General features: G+C 67.7%; 9 protein-coding genes. 8 read left to right on the top strand and 1 reads right to left on the bottom strand.

The features are described 5' to 3' along the window. Positions 1–2: 2 nt before the first annotated feature. The 6 genes from NRY95_20365 (at position 3) to NRY95_20340 (ending at position 10,949) form a co-directional block, all read left to right on the top strand. Positions 3–1,775, top strand: a complete 1,773-nt coding sequence (locus NRY95_20365) for a site-specific DNA-methyltransferase (GenBank protein UYC16008.1) — start codon at positions 3–5, stop codon at positions 1,773–1,775. Beyond that, positions 1,772–4,534, top strand: coding sequence for a DEAD/DEAH box helicase family protein (locus tag NRY95_20360; protein ID UYC16007.1), 2,763 nt, complete (start codon positions 1,772–1,774; stop codon positions 4,532–4,534). The genes NRY95_20365 and NRY95_20360 overlap by 4 nt, the downstream gene beginning before the upstream one ends. Positions 4,535–4,703: 169 nt before the next feature. Beyond that, positions 4,704–5,105, top strand: coding sequence for a hypothetical protein (locus tag NRY95_20355; protein ID UYC16006.1), 402 nt, complete (start codon positions 4,704–4,706; stop codon positions 5,103–5,105). A gap of 645 nt (positions 5,106–5,750) precedes the next feature. Then, on the top strand, positions 5,751–8,642 hold the full coding sequence (locus tag NRY95_20350) for a TonB-dependent receptor (protein UYC16005.1): 2,892 nt from the start codon (positions 5,751–5,753) through the stop codon (positions 8,640–8,642). A gap of 340 nt (positions 8,643–8,982) precedes the next feature. Then, a complete protein-coding gene (locus NRY95_20345) occupies positions 8,983–10,056 on the top strand; it encodes a 3-deoxy-7-phosphoheptulonate synthase (protein ID UYC16004.1) in 1,074 nt (357 codons plus the stop codon). Positions 10,057–10,643: 587 nt separating this feature from the next. Further along, entirely contained in the window at positions 10,644–10,949 is a 306-nt protein-coding gene (locus NRY95_20340) for a GIY-YIG nuclease family protein (GenBank protein UYC16003.1), read from the top strand. Between the two features lie 242 nt (positions 10,950–11,191). Here NRY95_20340 and NRY95_20335 read toward each other — a convergent pair whose 3' ends face one another. Continuing rightward, a complete protein-coding gene (locus tag NRY95_20335) occupies positions 11,192–12,712 on the bottom strand; it encodes an acetyl-CoA hydrolase/transferase family protein (GenBank protein UYC16002.1) in 1,521 nt (506 codons plus the stop codon). A 75-nt stretch (positions 12,713–12,787) separates the two neighbouring features. On the opposite strand from NRY95_20335, the gene NRY95_20330 reads away from it, so the two are divergent. Both NRY95_20330 and glnE read left to right on the top strand, forming a co-directional pair. Next, positions 12,788–15,073, top strand: a complete 2,286-nt coding sequence (locus NRY95_20330) for a hypothetical protein (protein ID UYC16001.1) — start codon at positions 12,788–12,790, stop codon at positions 15,071–15,073. A gap of 602 nt (positions 15,074–15,675) precedes the next feature. Then, the gene (glnE, locus tag NRY95_20325; GenBank protein UYC16000.1) at positions 15,676–18,504 is read left to right on the top strand and encodes a bifunctional [glutamate--ammonia ligase]-adenylyl-L-tyrosine phosphorylase/[glutamate--ammonia-ligase] adenylyltransferase; all 2,829 of its coding nucleotides are present in this window, start codon (positions 15,676–15,678) and stop codon (positions 18,502–18,504) included. Positions 18,505–18,573 lie beyond the last annotated feature (69 nt).

Here is an 18,573-nt window from a genome sequence, read left to right as displayed (position 1 = left end):
CGATGAGCCGCAAGCAGAAACTGGAGCTGACCTGGGTCGGCAAGGACGAGCGCCCGTGCCTGGAGCCACGCATCCTGCTGGAAGATCCGGCGCTGTCCTACCATGCCGCGCATCGCGTCGGCGACGCCGATCGTTTCGACAACCTGCTGATCCAGGGCGACAACTTGCTGGCGCTCAAGGCGCTGGAACAGGAGTTTCGGGGGCAGGTGAAGTGCATCTATATCGATCCACCCTTCAATACTGGAGAGGCTTTCGATCATTACGACGATGCCCTTGAGCACTCGTTGTGGTTGTCAATGATGAGAAATCGTATCGAAATTCTGCGGCAGTTGCTTGCGCCAGATGGGACTATTTTCATTCATATTGATGATAATGAGTTTGCATACTTGGTCGTCATGTGTGACGAAATCTTCGGGCGAAAAAATAGAATAAATATAGTTACATTTAAGCAAAGTTCTGCTTCTGGTCCAAAATCCATCAATCCCGGTTTAGTCACAACTTCCAATTACCTTGTATTATATGCTAAGGACAAAAGCTGCTGGCGCCCAAATCGGGTATATCAAGCTGTGCCGCGGGATGTTCGATATAGTAGTTATATTGAAAATTTTGAAGAGCACTTTAGTAGGTGGAGGCTTTGTACACTGCGTGATGCCTTTGCGCGAAACCATGGTGGATCTTGGGCAGATGTCCGCATGAAGCTCGGAGAGCGTGTTGAAAGCGAGTTGACGCGATTCGTTTTGGATAATTCGGAACGGGTGGTCCAGCCGGCCCTGATTCGGGAAAAGGATGTAAATGCGGATGCAAGGGAAGCATTGTCTGCATCGCGTGATAATCCAGGTGAGGTATTTTGCAGTGTTCGCGACGGCAAAGAGGATTTCTTTTTTCTGGCTGGAAAACAGCTTTTATTTTACAAAAACAAGGTTCGTTTGGTCAGCGGGGAAAGGACTAGTGCTCTTGCGGCTTCTAATATATGGGATGATCTTCTTTCGAATAACGTTCATCAAGAGGGTTTTGTGTCGTTTCCGAAAGGGAAGAAGCCGGAGGCGCTCCTTGAGCGCGTTCTTTCGTTCTCGTCAAATCCCGGCGACCTCGTCCTAGACTCCTTCGCCGGCTCCGGCACTACCGGTGCGGTCGCGCACAAGATGGGGCGGCGCTGGATCATGGTCGAGTTGGGCGAGCACTGCCACACCCATATCGTGCCGCGCTTGCGTAAGGTGATCGACGGCGACGATCCCGGGGGTGTCAGCGCAGCCACCGGCTGGAAGGGCGGCGGCGGTTTCCGTTACTACCGGCTGGCTCCGTCGCTGTTGTGCGAGGATGCCTTCGGCAACCGGGTCATCAATCCCGAGTATCGCCCGGAAATGCTCGCCGAGGCGGTGTGCAAGCTGATGGGCTACACCTATGCGCCCAGCGAGCAGCATTATTGGCAGCACGGCCGGGCGTCTGAGCAGGACTTCCTCTACGTCACCACTGCCTCGCTCAGCCACGCGCAGTTGCGCGCGCTCAGCGAAGAGGTGGGGCTCGAGCGCACCCTGCTGGTTTGCTGCAAGGCCTTCCGTGCCACCGCCGATGCGTTCGACAACCTGACCATCCAGAAAATCCCGCAGACGGTGCTGGACCGCTGCGAGTGGGGCCGCGACGACTATTCCCTGCGCATTGCCGATCTGCAACCCATGCCGGAGCAAGAGGTGGTGCCGCCGCGGGCTCGCGGTAGACGCGCTGCATCGCCTAGTGCGGTTGGCCACTCCGATCTATTTGGAGATGACGACGCATGAACCGGGACGTCCGCCAGCTCTGCGCCCGCATGAGCCTGCGCCAACCCCAGGCACGTTCGCTGGAGATCCTGGCCGAGGTCCTGGAGCGGGTCGAATTGGGCAAGGATGCCGACATAGCGGTTCAGCTTGACGCAATCCAAGCCGCCTTCCCGCACGTGGAGGATTTCGAGCGCGAGTTCGCCTCGCTGTGCTTCGCGCTGGCCACGGGTGTCGGCAAGACCCGCCTGATGGGCGCCTTCATCGCCTACCTGTATCTCACCAGGCGCAGCCGTCACTTCTTCGTGCTCGCTCCCAACCTGACGATCTACGAGAAGCTGAAGGTGGATTTCGATCCGGCAAGCCCGAAGTACGTGTTCAAGGGCGTACAGCAGCTGGCGCTGCATCCTCCACTGCTGATCACCGGAGAGAACTATGAAACCGGCATCGGCGTGCGTGCGGAAAGTCTTGCGCCGGAAACGACCACGCCACAGCTGTTCGCCGCGTCGACATCGCTGCAGATCAATATCTTCAACATCTCCAAGATCAACGCCGACGTAAAGGGCGCCGATCGCACTGGCAAGCCGCCGCGCATCAAGCGCCTGCAGGAATATATTGGCGAGAGCTACTTCGCCTACCTGGCCGGGCTGGACGATCTGGTGGTGCTAATGGATGAGGCACACCGCTACCGCGCCAGTGCGGGGGCACGCGCGATCGGCGAGCTGCGCCCGTTGCTGGGCCTGGAGTTGACCGCCACGCCAAAGACCATCGGTGCGCGTCCGCAGCCGTTCCGCAATGTGATCTACGGCTATGGATTGGGCGAAGCCTTGGCCGACGGATTGGTGAAAGAGCCGGCCGTCGCAACCCGAAAAGATTTCGATCCTTCGTCGGTCCCGGCCGATGAGCTGGAGCGGATCAAGCTGGAAGACGGCATTCGCTACCACGAGTACGTGAAGGTGGAACTGGAGACCTATGCCCGCCAAGCCGGCGTGGCGCGGGTCAAACCGTTCGTGTTGGTGGTCGCGCAGGACACCGCCCATGCTTCGCGCGTAAGGCAGCTGATGGAGTCCGACGGTTTCTTCGAGGGACGCTATCGCGGGCGGGTGATCGAGGTGCATTCGGCGCTGCGGGGCGAGGAATCCGATGAGGCTACGCAGCGCTTGTTGGCCGTGGAGCGCGACGAGACGACGGAAGTGGTCGTCCACGTCAACAAGCTCAAGGAGGGCTGGGATGTCAGCAACCTCTACACGATCGTGCCGCTGCGTGCTTCGGCTTCCGAGATACTGACCGAGCAGACACTCGGCCGCGGCTTGCGCTTGCCGTATGGCAAGCGCACCGGCGTTGCGGCAGTGGATCGCCTGACCATCGTGGCGCACGATCGCTTCCGCGAGATCATCGATCGGGCTGGTGCGCCGGACGCGGTGATTCGCGAGCGCGTCTACATCGGCAGCGGCGGGGACGTCCCTGAGCAAGCGCCGCAGGCAGCGCAAGCGCAGCCGCTGAGCTACAGCGTGCTGACTGGGGATTCGTCGCGGTTGGGTAGCACCTACTTTGCGTCGGAAATTGCAGAGGAAGCGGCCGAATATAGGATCAGCTCGCCGGCCGATCAGGAAATCGCTCGCGAGACGCTTCGCGTGGTCCAGCGCTATGAGCGCTTGCCTTCGTTGGCCCAACTGAACACCGAAGATGTACGCGCCAAGGTCGCCGCCGAGGTGGCTGCCGTGCTGCAGCCGCGGCAGGCGCCACTTGCGCTCGATTCCGGGACCGAAGGCTTCGACGATCGGGTGGCGCGTGTGGTGGAGCGCGTCACCAGGGCGGTCGTTGAGCTGACCATCGAGATTCCCAATGTCGTGTTGATCCCGACGCGCGATGTGTCGTTCGGATTCGGTGACTTCGACCTTGAGCACCTGTCGCGGATTGCCTATCCGGCCGTCTCCGAGGAGCTGGTGGTGCAGCAACTGCGCGATCATGCACGCGAGCTGATCGGATGGAGCAAGCGCGAAGGCCGCGAGTTGCGTCTCGAAGACTATATTGTCGCCAAGCTCATCGAGCGCGACGAGATCGACTACGACGCCCATGCCGGACTGCTTTACAAACTCTCCGAGCAGATCGTGGCGCACCTGCGCAGCTATCTACCAGAAGAGGCAGCCGTCGAGAATGTGCTGATCTACTATCGGCGCCAATTGGCCGAGTTCGTTTGGGCGCAGATGGAACGGCAACTGTGGGAGACGCCGACCGACTATGTGCCGCGCATCACCCGCGGTTTCAGTCTTTTGCGGCCGCTGGCTTTTAGTATACCCGCCGGGCAGACCCCAAGGCTGTTTCGTCAGCCGCTCGTCCGTGGCGAGAACATTCGGTCCTTGGTGTTTTCCGGATTCCGGAAGTGTTGCTACGACCTGCAGCGGTTCCAGTCGGCCGAGGGAGAGCAGCGGCTGGCGATCGTGCTCGAGGATGATCGCGACGTGCGGCGCTGGATGAAGCCAGGCCCAGGCCAGTTTCAGATCGAATGGAAGCATGGTCGCGCCTACGAGCCGGATTTCGTCGTGGAAACCGATTCCGAGAAGTTGATCCTGGAGCCGAAGGCCCGCGGTGACGTTGGCGATCCGGACGTCCAGGCGAAGGCGCTTGCGGCAGCGCGATGGTGCGCTCATGCCACGGAACATGCCCAGTCGAACGGTGGGAAGCCTTGGCGATACGCTCTGATTCCTCACGATGCCATGGAGGGTGGAGCAACGGCGAGGGGGCTTGCAGATAGGTACCAGGTGAGCGCCGCGCAAGAGTAATACTGGTGGCACTAGACCACCCTATGGGCAACACACAAAAGTACTCCAGCAATGGACAAGGGCTTGAATCCGCCGATATCCACCGAGGAGGAGCACAAGGCAGGGTATCGTTCACAGGGCGGGATGCACCAACTACGACGCCGACCCTTGGTACGACGTGGAAACACCGGTGGCACAGCGCGCGGGGCCGGTGGACGTGGCCGTCGCCAACCACCATGCGTATGCCGATGCCATGGGGCCGGCCTGCGTGCGCGCGCTGCGCCCGCGCGCCTTCGTGATCCTGAGCAACGATTCGGCGCATCCGTCGGTCACCCCGCTGGAGAACATGCTCAGCCAGCGCCTGTATCCCGGCCCGCGCGACATCTACGCCACCGCGATGAAGCCGGAGAACGTCGTGGCCAACAAGCGCGTGCGCGAGATGACCAGCATCAACGGACATGTGGTGGTGCGGGTCGATCCGGGCGGGGCGCAGTACCGCATCGTGGTGCTGGACAACAGCGACGAAGCGGACCGCGTGCTGGCCGTGCACGGCCCGTATGCCAGCGGCGGACGCGAGGCGGCCGCCGGCTAGCGCACTCGGCGCAACCATTGCTCTGTGCAGGAGAGGCTTCAGCCGCGACAGGGTGTCGCTTCAGCACCTGTCGCGACCGCTGGCGAAGACCGCCAGGCCGCGCGCCGCACGCTGCGAATAACGAGTGGAAGCGCATGTGCGGCGGCTCGCCTGGCTGTAGCCGCACCGCGGGCCTGGCCGCGTTCGATCGAGCGCGGAGGCATCGCCGTTGCGTGCATCGCGCCGCGAACCGTGTTGGATCGACGGCCGCGGACTCCGGCAACAACGCCGTGTCCCGCAAGGTGTCAACGCATCGCCGCCGCCGCGGCGCCGATGCAGCGCGGACTCTGCGCAAATCGGCACTCGTGCTGGCGAATCGCGCATAAAGCCGCATCGTCTACAAGATCGATGTGGCGGCGTGTTGACAACGTTGTCGCCGCATTGCAGGTTAAGTCGGCAAGCGCGTCAGGGGATAGGCGCGCTCGCACGCTCGTCTTCCTTCTGCGCGCCGATGCGGCGCAGCGCAGCGCGTGCCATCGCATGCGTGCGGCTGCGCCATGGGCAACGGTAGCGCCGGGCATTCCCTGTCCGGCGGCTGGGCGAAGACGCGCATCGCACGCCGTCGTCCGTCGGCGTTCCACGCCAGCCTGCAGCAGGGAGATCCGCATGCCTCGACATCACTTCACCACTCTCGCGCTCGGCATCGTGCTGGCGCTGCACGGCGCGCCCGAGGCGCTGGCGCAGGACGCGAGCGACGACGCGGCGGCCAAGGCCGCCGCCACCGACCTGGGCCAGGTCGTCGTCACCGGATCGCGGATCAAGCGTTCGGAAGTGGAGGGCGCCGAGCCGGTGGTGGTGATCAGCGCGCAGCAGATCCAGCAGGAAGGCTTCCTCACCGTGTACGACGTGCTCAACACGCTGAACCAGCAAGGCAGCGTCGAGGCCGATACCAAATACGGCTCGCACACGCCCAACGCCTCGCCGGTGAGCCTGCGCGACCTCGGCCCGGGCCGCACCCTGTTGCTGGTCAACGGCCACCGCGTCGCCGATTACCCGCAGCCGTATGCGGGCGAGAGCAACTTCGCCAACTACAGCAGCATTCCGTCGGCGGCGGTGGAGCGGATCGAGATCCTCACCGGCGGCGCCTCGGCGATCTACGGTTCCGATGCGGTGGCCGGCGTCATCAACGTGATCCTGAAGAAGGGCTACGAGGGCAACCAGGTGCGGCTGCGCGGCGGCACCGCCACCGAAGGCGGCCGCGACGTGTTCGACCTGTCCTGGGTCGGCGGCACCAGCGGCGACAGGTGGAACCTGACCTACGCGCTGCAGTGGACGCGGCGCGATCCGCTGTCGGTCGGCGAGCGCCCGAAGATGGACGACCAGGACGACGAGTCCTACAGCAACTGGACCGCGCAGGCGCGCAAGTACGGCTTCAATTCCTACACCGGCCTGACCCTGCTCGACGCCGACACCAATCAGCGTCTGGCCCCGCCCAGCGGCACCTGTGCGCGCTTCGGCGGCCAGTTCGTCGATTCGCAGCGGCTGAGCTACGACTACAACAGCAGCACCGTCACCAACCTCGGCGGCTATTGCGGCATGGCCCACGACTACGCCGACTGGCTCGCGGCCAGCGGCGGCGACAGCGGCTCGGCCTATCTGTACGGCACCTTCGATTTCGACAACGGCGTGCAGGCCTGGAGCACGCTGTCGGTGAACAAGAGCATCGGCTACTGGACCTACGACCCGCCCTACGTCTATCTGGGCCCGTTCCACGACACGGGGACCGACCGCAACCTGTACGCGATCCGCCAGCTGACCCGCTACGAGTCCGGCGGCTGGAAGAACCTGGCCAACACCACCAAGGAACTGTCCTGGGACCTGAGCGCCGGCCTCAAGGGCGCGCTGGCCGACCGCTTCGACTGGGAAATCGCGCTCGGCCGCGCGCGCTACACCACCGACGAATACGTGCGCACCGTGGACACGCGCAAGGCCACCGACTACTTCCTCGGCGCGCAGCTGGGCAGCACCGCCGACGGCACGCCGATCTACGACCTCAACGAGGAGCGCTGGTACCAGCCGCTCAGCGGCGCGCAGTACAACGACCTGGCGGTGAAGGCGCACAACCAGGCCGATTCGTGGGTCAACCAGGCCAGCGCCAACATCACCGGCGAGCTGTTCCAGGGCTGGGCCGGGCCGGTCAAGTTCGCCGCGGTCGGCGAGGTCGCCAAGCAGGGTTACCGGCTCGATCCGGATCCGTGCGCCAACACCTGCTATCCGCTGGACGTCGTCGACTACGGCGGCGGCGAACGCCTGCGCTATTCCGGCGGCATCGAATTCGACGTGCCGCTGCTGTCCTCGCTCAACGCCAGCCTGGCCGCGCGCCACGACCGCTACGGCGACTACACCTCCTACAACAGCGACCTGGGCTCGGCGATCGGCAAGCAGAGCGACACCACCTGGAGCACCGGCCTGGAGTGGCGTCCGCTGAGCACGCTGCTGCTGCGCGGCAGCCTCGCCACCAGCTTCCGCGCCCCGGACATGCACTACGTGCTCGGCGAACCCAGCTCCACCCAGCAGACCGTGATCGACCAGTACCGCTGCATCCAGCAGGGCTACTACCTGACCGGCGGCTGCAGCGCCGAGAACGCCGACGTCTACTACCTGATGCAGGTCAACCGCCGCGGCACCCCGGACCTGGAATCGGAACACGGGCGCTCGGCCACCGCCGGCTTCGTGTGGGACATCGCCGAGGGCCTGTCGCTGACCGCCGACTACTACAAGATCCGCCTGCAGGACATGATCAAGGACCTCAACCGCGACGAGATCCTGACCGCCGAAGCGGGCTGCCGCACCGGCCTGACCACCGCCGGCGGGGTGTGGGTCAATCCGGGCGGCGCCGAATACTGCGCACGCATCGTCTCGCGGGTGACGCGCGATGCCGCCGGCCGCGTCGTCGATATCGAGCAGGGGCCGATCAACATCGCGCAGATGCAGGTGTCCGGCGTCGATGCCTCGCTGAAGTACCGGGTGAACACCGCGCGCTGGGGCAACTTCAGTGTCGGCCTGGACTACAACAACCTGATCAGCTATCGCGAGCAGACCTACCGCACCGACGCCTACAAGAACCTGCGCGACCAGAAGATCCGCAGCAAGCTGCGCGGCAGCGTGCACTGGGAGAACGGCGGCCCGCTGGACCTGACCGTCTACGCCAAGCGCTTCGGCTCCACCCAGGCGGTGAACTGGGGCACCTGCACGCGCTTCGACGACGGCTACCAGCCGAGTCCCTCCGACGAATGCCGGGTCACCGACAGCGCCAACCCGCACTTCGGCGACAGCACCAGCCGCTACTTCGGCCGCGTCGGCCCGGCGGTGTACTGGAACCTCACTGCCGGCTACCGCATCACTCCGAAGATGAAGGTGAACCTGTACGTCAACAACGTGCTCAACACCACCGGCTACGACAACAAGGAGCGCTACTACGGCTACCAGTTCTACAACACCACGCTGTACGACGCGATCGGGCGCGAGGTGGCGGCGGAGTATGTGTTCGACTTTTGAGCCGGGACTCGGGGCCGGGGACTCGGGACTCGGAAGAGCCCAGACCCGGTCAGTACGCGAGAACCTGTTTTGCGAGTCCCGAGTCCCGAGTCCCGCAGCCACAGTTGCATCAGCAACTGTGGCACTCGCAAAAATCCTGTGCTATCAATGCACCCAATGAACGCCAACCGCAGCTTTTATTTTTGGTACTACGTTTTTCCGATGCCGCTGGCGGAGGAAGGAGTGCGTTCACCCTGAAGGAAACTTCAGCCGCATCCCCGAAAGCCGCCAGCGAACCTGGCGGCTTTTTTCATGCCGCCGGACCTGGTCCCCCACCCAGAACCCGACCGAGAGATTCCCCATGGCTCCCCATACCGACGATCTGCGCATCCGCAAGATCGAACCGCTGACCCCGCCCGCCCACCTGCTGTCGCTGCTGCCCTGCGACGAGGAGGCCTCGCAGACCGTGGCCGCCTCGCGCGCGGCGCTGCACGAGATCCTGCACGGCCGCGACGACCGCCTGGCGGTGGTGATCGGCCCGTGCTCGATCCACGATCCGGTGGCGGCGATGGAGTACGCGCAGCGCCTGCGCCCGCTGCGCGACACCTACGGCGATGCGCTGGAGATCGTGATGCGGGTGTACTTCGAGAAGCCGCGCACCACGGTCGGCTGGAAGGGCCTGATCAACGACCCCAACCTCGACGGCAGCTTCGACATCAACAAGGGCCTGCGCCTGGCGCGCGGCCTGCTGCGCGACATCAACCGCCTCGGCCTGCCGGCCGGGGTGGAATTCCTCGACATCATCTCGCCGCAGTACATCGCCGACCTGGTCGCCTGGGGCGCGATCGGCGCGCGCACCACCGAAAGCCAGGTGCATCGCGAACTGGCCTCGGGCCTGTCGTGCCCGGTCGGGTTCAAGAACGGCACCAGCGGCGACGTCAAGATCGCGGTGGATGCGGTCGGCGCGGCCTCGCATCCGCACCATTTCCTGGCGGTGACCAAGGACGGGCAGACCGCGGTCGCCACCACCACCGGCAATCCCGATTGCCACGTCATCCTGCGCGGCGGCAAGCTGCCCAACTACGATGCGGCCAGCGTCGCCGCCGCCGGCCAGGTGCTGGAGAAGGCCGGGTTGCCGGCACGGCTGATGGTCGACGCCAGCCACGCCAATAGCGGCAAGAACCCGGACAACCAGCCCAAGGTGATCGAGGACATCGCCGCGCAGCTGGAAGCCGGGCAGACCCGCATCGTCGGCGCGATGGTGGAGAGCCACCTGGTCGGCGGCCGCCAGGAACTGGTGGAAGGCCAATCGCTGGTCTACGGGCAGAGCATCACCGATGGCTGCATCGATTGGGACAGCTCGGTGCAGGTGCTGGAGCGCCTGGCGCAGGCGGTACGCGCGCGGCGCCAGGCGCGGTTGTCGCAGGCGGCCTGAGCGGCGCGGCGGGGCGGCCGGGCATCGGGCGGCGAGCCCGGTGCGCGGCGCCCGACAGACCCGTCGTCATCGCGATGCCCGCCGCGGCCGAAGCAATGCGGCACGCGCCACAGCGCGCGCATTCCGCTCTTCCTGCACGCACGCCGCTTTCTTGTGGGAGCGGCTCCAGCCGCGCCATGTGGCCTCGTCAGCCAGCAGGCTGGAGCGGCCGGTGCGTGCGATGGGGCGACAGGCCAGGCTTGTCGCAAGCGGCCTTGGGGCCCGTGGCAGGTCGCAGGCAACCTCCAGGCTCCCCATTGCGTGTCACCCAAAAAAGACCCGGCCGTGCCGTCGAATCCAAAGGGAGAGAGCCTCTTCATCGACGGCATCCGGCCGGTGATGAATTTATGCGCCCGTGCCGTGGCTGCGGTTTGCCGGCGTGTGCCAGCGGCTGGCAAGGTGTTCGGGTTGCGTTAAAGCCGGTTTCGTGGCGGTTCAGCGCGGCGAGGCGGTCGCGATGATGGGCGTCGGCATCGGATGAGCAGCGGCATGCCCAGAAGTCGAACGCATACGGCGATGCGGCGCTCGCGAACGGTGGCGCAAATCCCGTGCTGGCCGATAATGCGCCCATGGCCGACGCCACGCCCTGGTTCCTGTACCTGCTCGAATGCCGCAACGGCAGCTACTACGCGGGCATCACCCTGGACCTGGAGGCGCGCTACCGGGCGCATCTGCGCGGCACCGGCGCCAAGTACACCCGCGCCAATCCGCCGTTGCGGCTGCTGGCCAGCCGTGCCTATCCGGATCGCGCCGCCGCCTCGCGCGCCGAATACGCGCTCAAGCAACTGCCGCGCGCGCGCAAGCTGGCGTTCCTGAGCGAGCCTGAGCGCGGTTCCACGTCCATCGACGCATGACGGGGCCGTGCGGTTTGGCTGCGGCTGCACCCGCAGTCGGTCGGCATCCTCGCTTCGCTCGTCACGACTGACGTCGCTCCCACAGGGGACTTGCGGCCAGCTGGCTGGGTGCGCTGTGGGAGGGACGTCAGCCCCGACTGTGTCCGGAGCCGGCAGGCCTCGCCGCTTCGCTTGTCGCGGCTGAAGCCGCGCCTGCAAACGCGGGGAGGAGCCGCGGCTGCGGCGGTGTGCAGCGCTTTCGATCAACCTGCCGCGTGCATGCTGCCTGTATCCAGCCAGCGCTGGTGCCAGGACAGCGCCTCGGGCAGCAGGTGCGGGGTGTGCTTGCCGTCGCTGTCGCGCAGCGCGCGGTCGAAATAGTCTTCCAGCTGCGCGCGGTAGCTCGGGTCCACGCAGTGGTCGATCAGCTGCCGTGCGCGGTGCCGCGGCGGCAGCCCGCGCAGGTCGGCCAGGCCGTGTTCGGTGACGATGATGGAGACGTCGTGCTCGGTGTGGTCCACGTGGCTGACCATCGGCACGATCGCCGAGATGCTGCCGTGCTTGGCGGTGCTGGGGCTGAGGAAGATCGACAGGAAGCCGTTGCGGGCGAAGTCGCCGGAGCCGCCGATGCCGTTCATGATGCGGCTGCCCATCACGTGGGTGGAATTGACGTTGCCGTACAGGTCGGCCTCGATCATGCCGTTCATGGCGATGCAACCCAGCCGCCGCACCAGTTCGGGATGATTGGAGATCTCCTGCGTGCGCAGGATGATGCGCTCGCGGTAGAAATCGATGTTGCGCTTGAACTCCTCGTTCGCCTCCGGACTCAGCGCAAACCCCGTGCACGAGGCCACCTTCAGCACGCCGCTGCGCAGCAGGTCGAGCATGCCGTCCTGGATCACCTCGGTGAAGGCGCTCAGGTCGCGGAAGCCGCTGCTGGCCAGGCCGGCCAGCACCGCGTTGGGAATGTTGCCCACGCCCGACTGCAGCGGCAGCAGGTTGGCCGGCAGCCGGCCCTTGCTCACTTCGTGCTTGAGGAAGTCGATCAGGTGCGCGGCGATGCGTTCGCTGGTGGCGTCGGCCGGGGTGAACGGGCTGTTGCGGTCGGGGCCATGGGTGCGCACCACCGCCACGATCTTGTCCGGATCGCAGCGCAGCGACGGCTCGCCGATGCGGTCGTCGGCGTGCAGCAGCGGGATCGGCTTGCGCTGCGGCGGCAGCGCGGTGCCGTAGTACACGTCGTGCATGCCGTCGATGCCGGCCGGCTGCCAGTCGTTGACCTCGACGATCACCTTCTTGGCCAGGTCCAGCCAGGTCTTGTTGTTGCCGATCGAGGTGGACGGGACCAGGCTGCCGTCTTCGCGGATGCCGGCCACCTCCACCACCGCGGTGTCGATCTGTCCGTAGAAGCCGAACCACACGTGCTGGGCGACGTGGCTGAGGTGGATGTCGATGTAGTCCAGGGTGCCGGCGTTGATCCGCTGGCGCGCGTCCGGGTCGGTCTGGAACGGCATGCGCAGGGCGATGCCCTCGGCCTTGGCCAGCGCGCCGTCCAGTTCCGGGGCGGTGGAGGCGCCGGTCATCAGCCGGATCTTGAACGCCTGGCCCTGCAGGTGCGCGGCCTCGATCCGCTGCGCCAGCGCGACCGGTACCGCCTTTGGGTAGCCGGAGCCGGTGAAGCCGCTCATCGCCACCGTCTCGCCGGGCTGGATCAGCGCCGCGGCGGCCTCGGCGGTGACGATGCGCTCGCGCAGGCGCGGGTGGAGGATGCGTTCGGCGGACATGGGGCGACCGTGCAGGGAAGGAGGATTCCGATTATCGCGGATCGCGCCGGTGCATGGGTTTGCGACGATGGTGCAATGGCGCGGTCGCGTCCGGCTTTCACGCGCCCCACGCCGCGGCGCGGCGATAGTGCGCCGGTGCCGCCCTTCGCCCGCCTCTCGCCGAATGCCGCCCTCGCACGCTACCGGCGCTTGCCGCGTCCGTGGCGCCTGCTGCTGCGCGGACTGCTGATCGCCTATCTGCTGTATCTGCTGCTGGGCAACGTGTTCCTCAACACGCCGCTGTTCGACATGGCGACCAACCGCAAGCCGGAAAAATTCCGCATGCACACCGGCCCGGCGCTGACCGTGCTGCCGGGCTTCGTCACCGCCTGGAACCTGCGTATGCGCGGGCATGTGCAGCGCAACGTGTGGAGCCTGCGCGCCGATCGCGCCAGCGCGCGCATCGCCCTGCTGCCGCTGCTGCACCGCGAGGTGCGCCTGCCGTGGATGGAGGCGGTGAACGTGATCGGCGAGATCGACCGCGTCGCCGACGCCATCCCGCCGCCGCCGCAGAGCGACCAGGGCTGGACCCTGCGCTTCGATGCGATCCACAGCGGCACGCTGCGCCGCGCGCGCGTCGGCGACCTGGCGATCGAAGGCAGGGGCCACGGCACGGTGGGCTTCCTCAAGCAACTCAAGGGCGGGCCGGCGGAACTGTTCCCGTCGCAGATCGTGTTCGACGACGCCAGCGTGCGCTACGGCAAGCGCCAGATCGCCGACCAGGCGCATCTGGACGCGCGCTTCTCGTTCCCGCGCCACTACCGCGCGCAGGCGCCGGGCCTGCGCAAGCTCGGCATCGCCGACCTGGCGCTGCAGCTGCACGGACGCAGCGTGGCGCTGCGCATCGATACCGCCGGGGCGCACACGCGCTTGAGCACCGAGCCCGGGCTCGGCCACGTGCAAGCGAATCTGCGCCTGCTGCGCGGCGAACTGCAGCCGGGCAGCAAGCTGACCTGGCGGGTGCCGCTGCATGCCGGCGTCGGCGCCACCGATCGCGGCGTGCTGGCGCTGCTGCTCGACGTCGATCGCGATATCCGCCTGCGCGCGCGCCTGCCGGGCCAGGTCGATCCGCGCAGCATGCTCGATGCGGACCTGCGCATCGCTGGACGCACGCTGCCCTTCGCCGATCCCGCGGCGGTGCTGCCGCGCCTGTCCGGCACGGTGCAGGGGCGCTGGCATTTCGAATCGCTGAACTGGATCAGCGACCTGCTGGTGCGCAAGCCCTGGTTCCGGCTCGACGGCGGCGGCGACGTGTCCGCCGATCTGCGCCTGGCGCACGGCGCGCTGCAGCCGGGCAGCCGCCTCGACGTGCCCGACGTGCAGGCCGTGGCCGATGTGCTGCGGCTGCGCATCCGTGGCCAGGCGCAGGCGGTCGGACGCATCGTCGGCACTGCCGCGCAGCCGCGCACCCAGGTCGACGTGCGCATGCACAGGTTCGCGCTGGCGCCGCTGGTCGAGCCCAAGGCGATCTTCGTGCAGGGCGAGAACCTGCGCCTGGACCTGGAGGGCGACGGCACGCTGGCGACGCTGAAGGAATCGTTGCAGGCGCGCATGCGCTTCGACGATGCGCGCGTGCCCGACCTGCGCGCCTACAACCGCTACCTGCCGGCAGCGCAGGTGCGCGTGCTCGGCGGCAGCGGCTCGCTCAGCGGCGACCTGCACCTGGATGCGGCCGGGCAGGTGGGCGAAGGCAACGTGCGCGTGCGCGGCCGCCAGGCGCGGCTGCAGGCGGCCGGACTGGCGCTGGCGGGCGACCTGGATCTCGATGCGCGGCTGCGGCGCGCGGAACTGCAGGGCAAGCGCTTCGACCTGAGCGGCAGCACGCTGCGCCTGCAGGGCGTGCGCTACGGCGACGGCGCCAGGCAGCGCGACTGGTGGGCCAAGCTGCGCGTGCCGCAGGGACGCATCGCCGCAACGCCGGCCACGCAGGCCGATGCGCAGGTGCAGATCCAGATGCGCGATGCCGGCCCGGTGCTGGCGGTGTTCGCGCAGCGCAGCGATGCGCCGGCGTGGCTGCTCAAGCTGGCCGATGCCGGGCAACTGGACGCCAGCGGCCAGCTGCGCTGGCGCAAGGACGCGCTGTGGCTGGACCGCTTGCAGGCGGAAAACCAGCGCGTGTCGCTGCGCGCGCGGCTGCGCGTCGGCGATGCCGGCACCCAGGGCGAGCTGTATGCGCGCTGGGGCGTGCTCGGCGTCGGCGTGGCGCTGCGCGGCGAACAGCGGCAATGGCATCTGCTCGGCGCGCGCGAATGGTACGAGCGGCAGCCGGCATGGTTGCCGGACCCGCTGCCCGCTCCGGCACCGACCGCGTCGGCGCCCTGAGCCGGCGCGAGGCGTCGTCGGTTTCCTGCGTGGCCGTGGCGATGCGCACGCGCAGCCGGATGCATGGCATCGCGCCGCGGCGTACGCCGCACGCTTGCGCATTGAGGATCACGCACGGTGGGGCGGTTGCGATCGCGACGCGGACTGCCGATGCGGTGCGCCGCATCCGATCCGCAGGCCCGCCGACAGGCCATGGCATGATGCTGCGACGAGCGTGCCCGATGCAGTCCGCGCGTGATCGGCGGTAATCGGCGGATGTGAAGACGAGCGTGGGAAACATACTGCGTTGCAGCAGAATGTACTGCCCGGTTTCATTTTGCAGTGCAGCGTGCAATGTGCGAATAAAGCGCCCAAGATCAACCTGCATCCCGACGTGGGGGAGGGAGCAAGGCCCGCTGGCAGTTCGCTGCAAGCGGGCTTTTTTTTGCCTGGATTTCGGGCGGCGCACGCTGCCGGGCCGCGGTTGCGAACAGCGCCGACAATCGCCGCCGAACGAAGGCAGCGCCACGCGGCGCGATTCTTGCCGGCGGCTTGGCCGGAAACGTCGTCCGTGCGACCCGCCGCCGCTGTCTGCGGACGCGCCGGGATGCCAGAATCCACGGATGCCCGCCTCCTCCCCGCTTGTCCCCGACACCGTGCAGCCCTTGCTCGACCGCAACCTGGCGCGGCTGCGCCAGGCCGTTGGCGCACGGCCCTGGCCCGATCGCCCGGGTTTCGACGCCGACCTGCAGCGCGCCGTGCTCGCCAGCGATTTCCTGCTCGACACGGTGTGCCGGCAACCGGCGTTGCTCGCGCAGCTGGCGCAGCCCGATCCGCCGCCGGTGCCCGTGCCGCCGCTGGATCCGGCGCAGCCGGCGGCATGGCCGGCGCAACTGCGCCGCTATCGCGCCGCCGCCTCGGCGCGGCTGGTATGGCGCGACGTGCTCGGCCTGGACGACGTCGATGCGACCCTGGCCGGCAGCACGCAGTTGGCCGAGACCTGCCTGGACGTGGCGCTGCAGGCGCTGGAAGGCGAATTCGCCACCCGTCACGGTGTGGTCCGCGCCGCCGACGGCAGCGCGCAGCGGCTGGTGGTGTTCGGCCTGGGCAAGCTCGGCGGCGGCGAACTGAATTTCTCCTCGGACGTGGATCTGGTCTACGCCTATCCGCAGGGCGGCGAGTCCGACGGCGCGCGCCCGCTCGCCGCCGAGGAATATTTCGCGCGCCTCGGCCAGCGCCTGGCGCGGCTGCTGGACGAGACCACCGCCGATGGCTTCTCGCATCGGGTGGACCTGCGCCTGCGTCCGTTCGGCAGCGCCGGGCGGGTGGCGCTGTCGTTCGCCGGCATGGATCACTACTTCCAGCGCGAGGGCCGCGACTGGGAGCGCTATGCATGGCTGAAGGCGCGCGCGGTGGCCGGCGACATCGCTGCCGGCGAGGACTGGCTGCAGACGCTGCGCCCGTTCGTGTACCGGCGCTACCTCGACTTCACCGCGCTCGACGGGTTGCGCGAGATGAAGGCGGCGATCACTGCCGAAGTCGCGCGCCACGACCGCCTGGACGACATCAAGCGCGGTCCCGGCGGCATCCGCGAGATCGAGTTCCTGGTGCAGTCGCTGCAACTGATCCGCGGCGGCCGCGAGCCGGCGCTGCGCGAGCGCCGCCTGTTGCCCGCGTTGCAGGCGCTGGTCGCCAGCGGGCAGGTCGCGGCCGCGGATGGCGCGGCGCTGGCCCACGCGTACCGGTTCCTGCGCCAGGTCGAGAACCGCCTGCAGATGCTGCGCGACGCGCAGACCCATGCCTTGCCCGAGGATGCGCTGGACCGCGCGCGCATCGCGCTCGGTCTCGGTTACGCCGACTGGACGCAGCTGTATGCCGCGCTGCAGGTGCAGCGCGACCGCGTCGCCGCCGAATTCGCCGAGTTGCTGGCGCCGCGGGTACAGGCGGTGGCGCCGGATGCGCTGGCCAGCTACTGGCGCGGCTTGCCCGACGAAGCCGGTGCGCAGGCGCTGGCCGCGGCCGGCTTCGCCGATGCCGACGGCGCCGACCAGGCGCTGCGCGGCTTCGTGCAATCGCTGGGCGTGCGCGCGCTGTCGGACGCGGCGCGCGCGCGCCTTGACCGGGTGTTGCCCGCGTTGCTGCACGCCGCCGCGCGCTCGCCGCAGGCCGATGCCGCGTTGCACCGCGTGCTCGGTCTGCTGCAGGCGATCCTGCGCCGCGCCAGCTACCTGGCGCTGCTCGACGAACAACCCAGCGCGCTGGCGCGGCTGGTCGACGTGCTGGCGCGCAGCGCGTTCCTGTCCGAACGGCTGGCCGCCTATCCGCTGCTGCTCGACGAACTGCTCGACAGCCGCGTCGCCGGGCCGATGCCGGACCGGGCGGCGATGCAGCGGCTGTGCGACAGCGCGGTCGCCGCGGCCGGCGACGACGCCGAAGCCGCGCTGCGCGGCCTCAACGAAGCGCGCCAGGCGCTGAGTTTCCGCATCGCCCTGGCCGCGCTGGACCGGCGCCAACCGGCGGTGCACAGCGCCCGCCAGCTCGCGCAGCTGGCCGAAGGCGTGGTGCTCACGGTGCTGCGCCTGGCCCGCGCCGAACTGGCCGCGGCGCATGGCGAAGTGACCGGCGGCAGTTTCGCGATCGTCGGCTACGGCAGCCTCGGCGGCATCGAACTGGGCATCGGCTCGGACCTGGACCTGGTGTTCCTGTACGACCATGCCGCCGGCGTGGAGGCCTCCGCCGGGCCGCGGCCGCTGGAGAGCGGGCGCTGGTTCGCGCGGCTGGCGCAGAAGGTGATCGCCCTGCTCGGCGCGGTCACCGGCGGCGGCCGCCTGTACGACATCGACGTGCGCCTGCGCCCGGACGGCGGCAAGGGCGCGCTGGTGTCGTCGCTGGCCAGCTATACCGAGTACCAGCGCGAGCGCGCCTGGACCTGGGAGCACCAGGCGCTGGTGCGCGCGCGCGGCGTCGCCGGCGATGCCGTGTTGCTGCAACGCTTCGAGCAGGTGCGAGCGCAGACCCTGGCGCGCCCGCGCGACGCGGCGCAGCTACGCGAGGAAGTGTTGAAGATGCGCGCACGCATGCGCGCCGAACTGGATCGCAGCGATGCCGCGCGCTTCGACCTGAAGCAGGGCGCCGGCGGTCTGGTCGATCTGGAATTCCTGCTGCAGGCCGGGGTGCTGCTCGGCGCCGCGCAGCATCCCGAGCTGACCGTGCCGCGCGCCACGCCGGCGCTGATCGACGCATTGGCGGGCTGCGCATGGTTCGATGCGCCGACTGCCGCCAGTTTGCACGAGGCGCACGCGACGCTGGTCGATGCCGGCCTGGCCTGCACGCTGGATCGACGCCCACGGCTGACCGTGATTACCCCCGCGATCGAGCACGCGCGCGCGGCGATCGCCGCCGCGGCGCAGGCCAAGGGGCTGGCGTTCGAGCCGGGGCGCAGCGGACGATAGCGCGGCGGGCCCGCCGACGGCCCGCCGGATCCGACCCGGCCTGCCCGGACGTGGATGGCAGGCCGCTGA

Source organism: Xanthomonas campestris pv. phormiicola (assembly GCA_025666215.1).
Classification (GTDB): domain Bacteria; phylum Pseudomonadota; class Gammaproteobacteria; order Xanthomonadales; family Xanthomonadaceae; genus Xanthomonas_A; species Xanthomonas_A campestris_A.
Note: the sequence above shows the minus strand (reverse complement) of the source record. Positions and strands in the feature narration are given on the sequence as shown.

Excerpts from the sequence above, each read along its gene's own strand:
- NRY95_20365 (UYC16008.1), top strand. The coding sequence starts at position 3 with ATGAGCCGCAAGCAGAAACTGGAGCTGACCTGGGTCGGCAAGGACGAG.
- NRY95_20360 (UYC16007.1), top strand. The coding sequence starts at position 1,772 with ATGAACCGGGACGTCCGCCAGCTCTGCGCCCGCATGAGCCTGCGCCAA.
- NRY95_20350 (UYC16005.1), top strand. The coding sequence starts at position 5,751 with ATGCCTCGACATCACTTCACCACTCTCGCGCTCGGCATCGTGCTGGCG.
- NRY95_20345 (UYC16004.1), top strand. The coding sequence starts at position 8,983 with ATGGCTCCCCATACCGACGATCTGCGCATCCGCAAGATCGAACCGCTG.
- NRY95_20335 (UYC16002.1), bottom strand. The coding sequence starts at position 12,712 with ATGTCCGCCGAACGCATCCTCCACCCGCGCCTGCGCGAGCGCATCGTC.
- NRY95_20330 (UYC16001.1), top strand. The coding sequence starts at position 12,788 with ATGGCGCGGTCGCGTCCGGCTTTCACGCGCCCCACGCCGCGGCGCGGC.
- glnE (UYC16000.1), top strand. The coding sequence starts at position 15,676 with ATGCCCGCCTCCTCCCCGCTTGTCCCCGACACCGTGCAGCCCTTGCTC.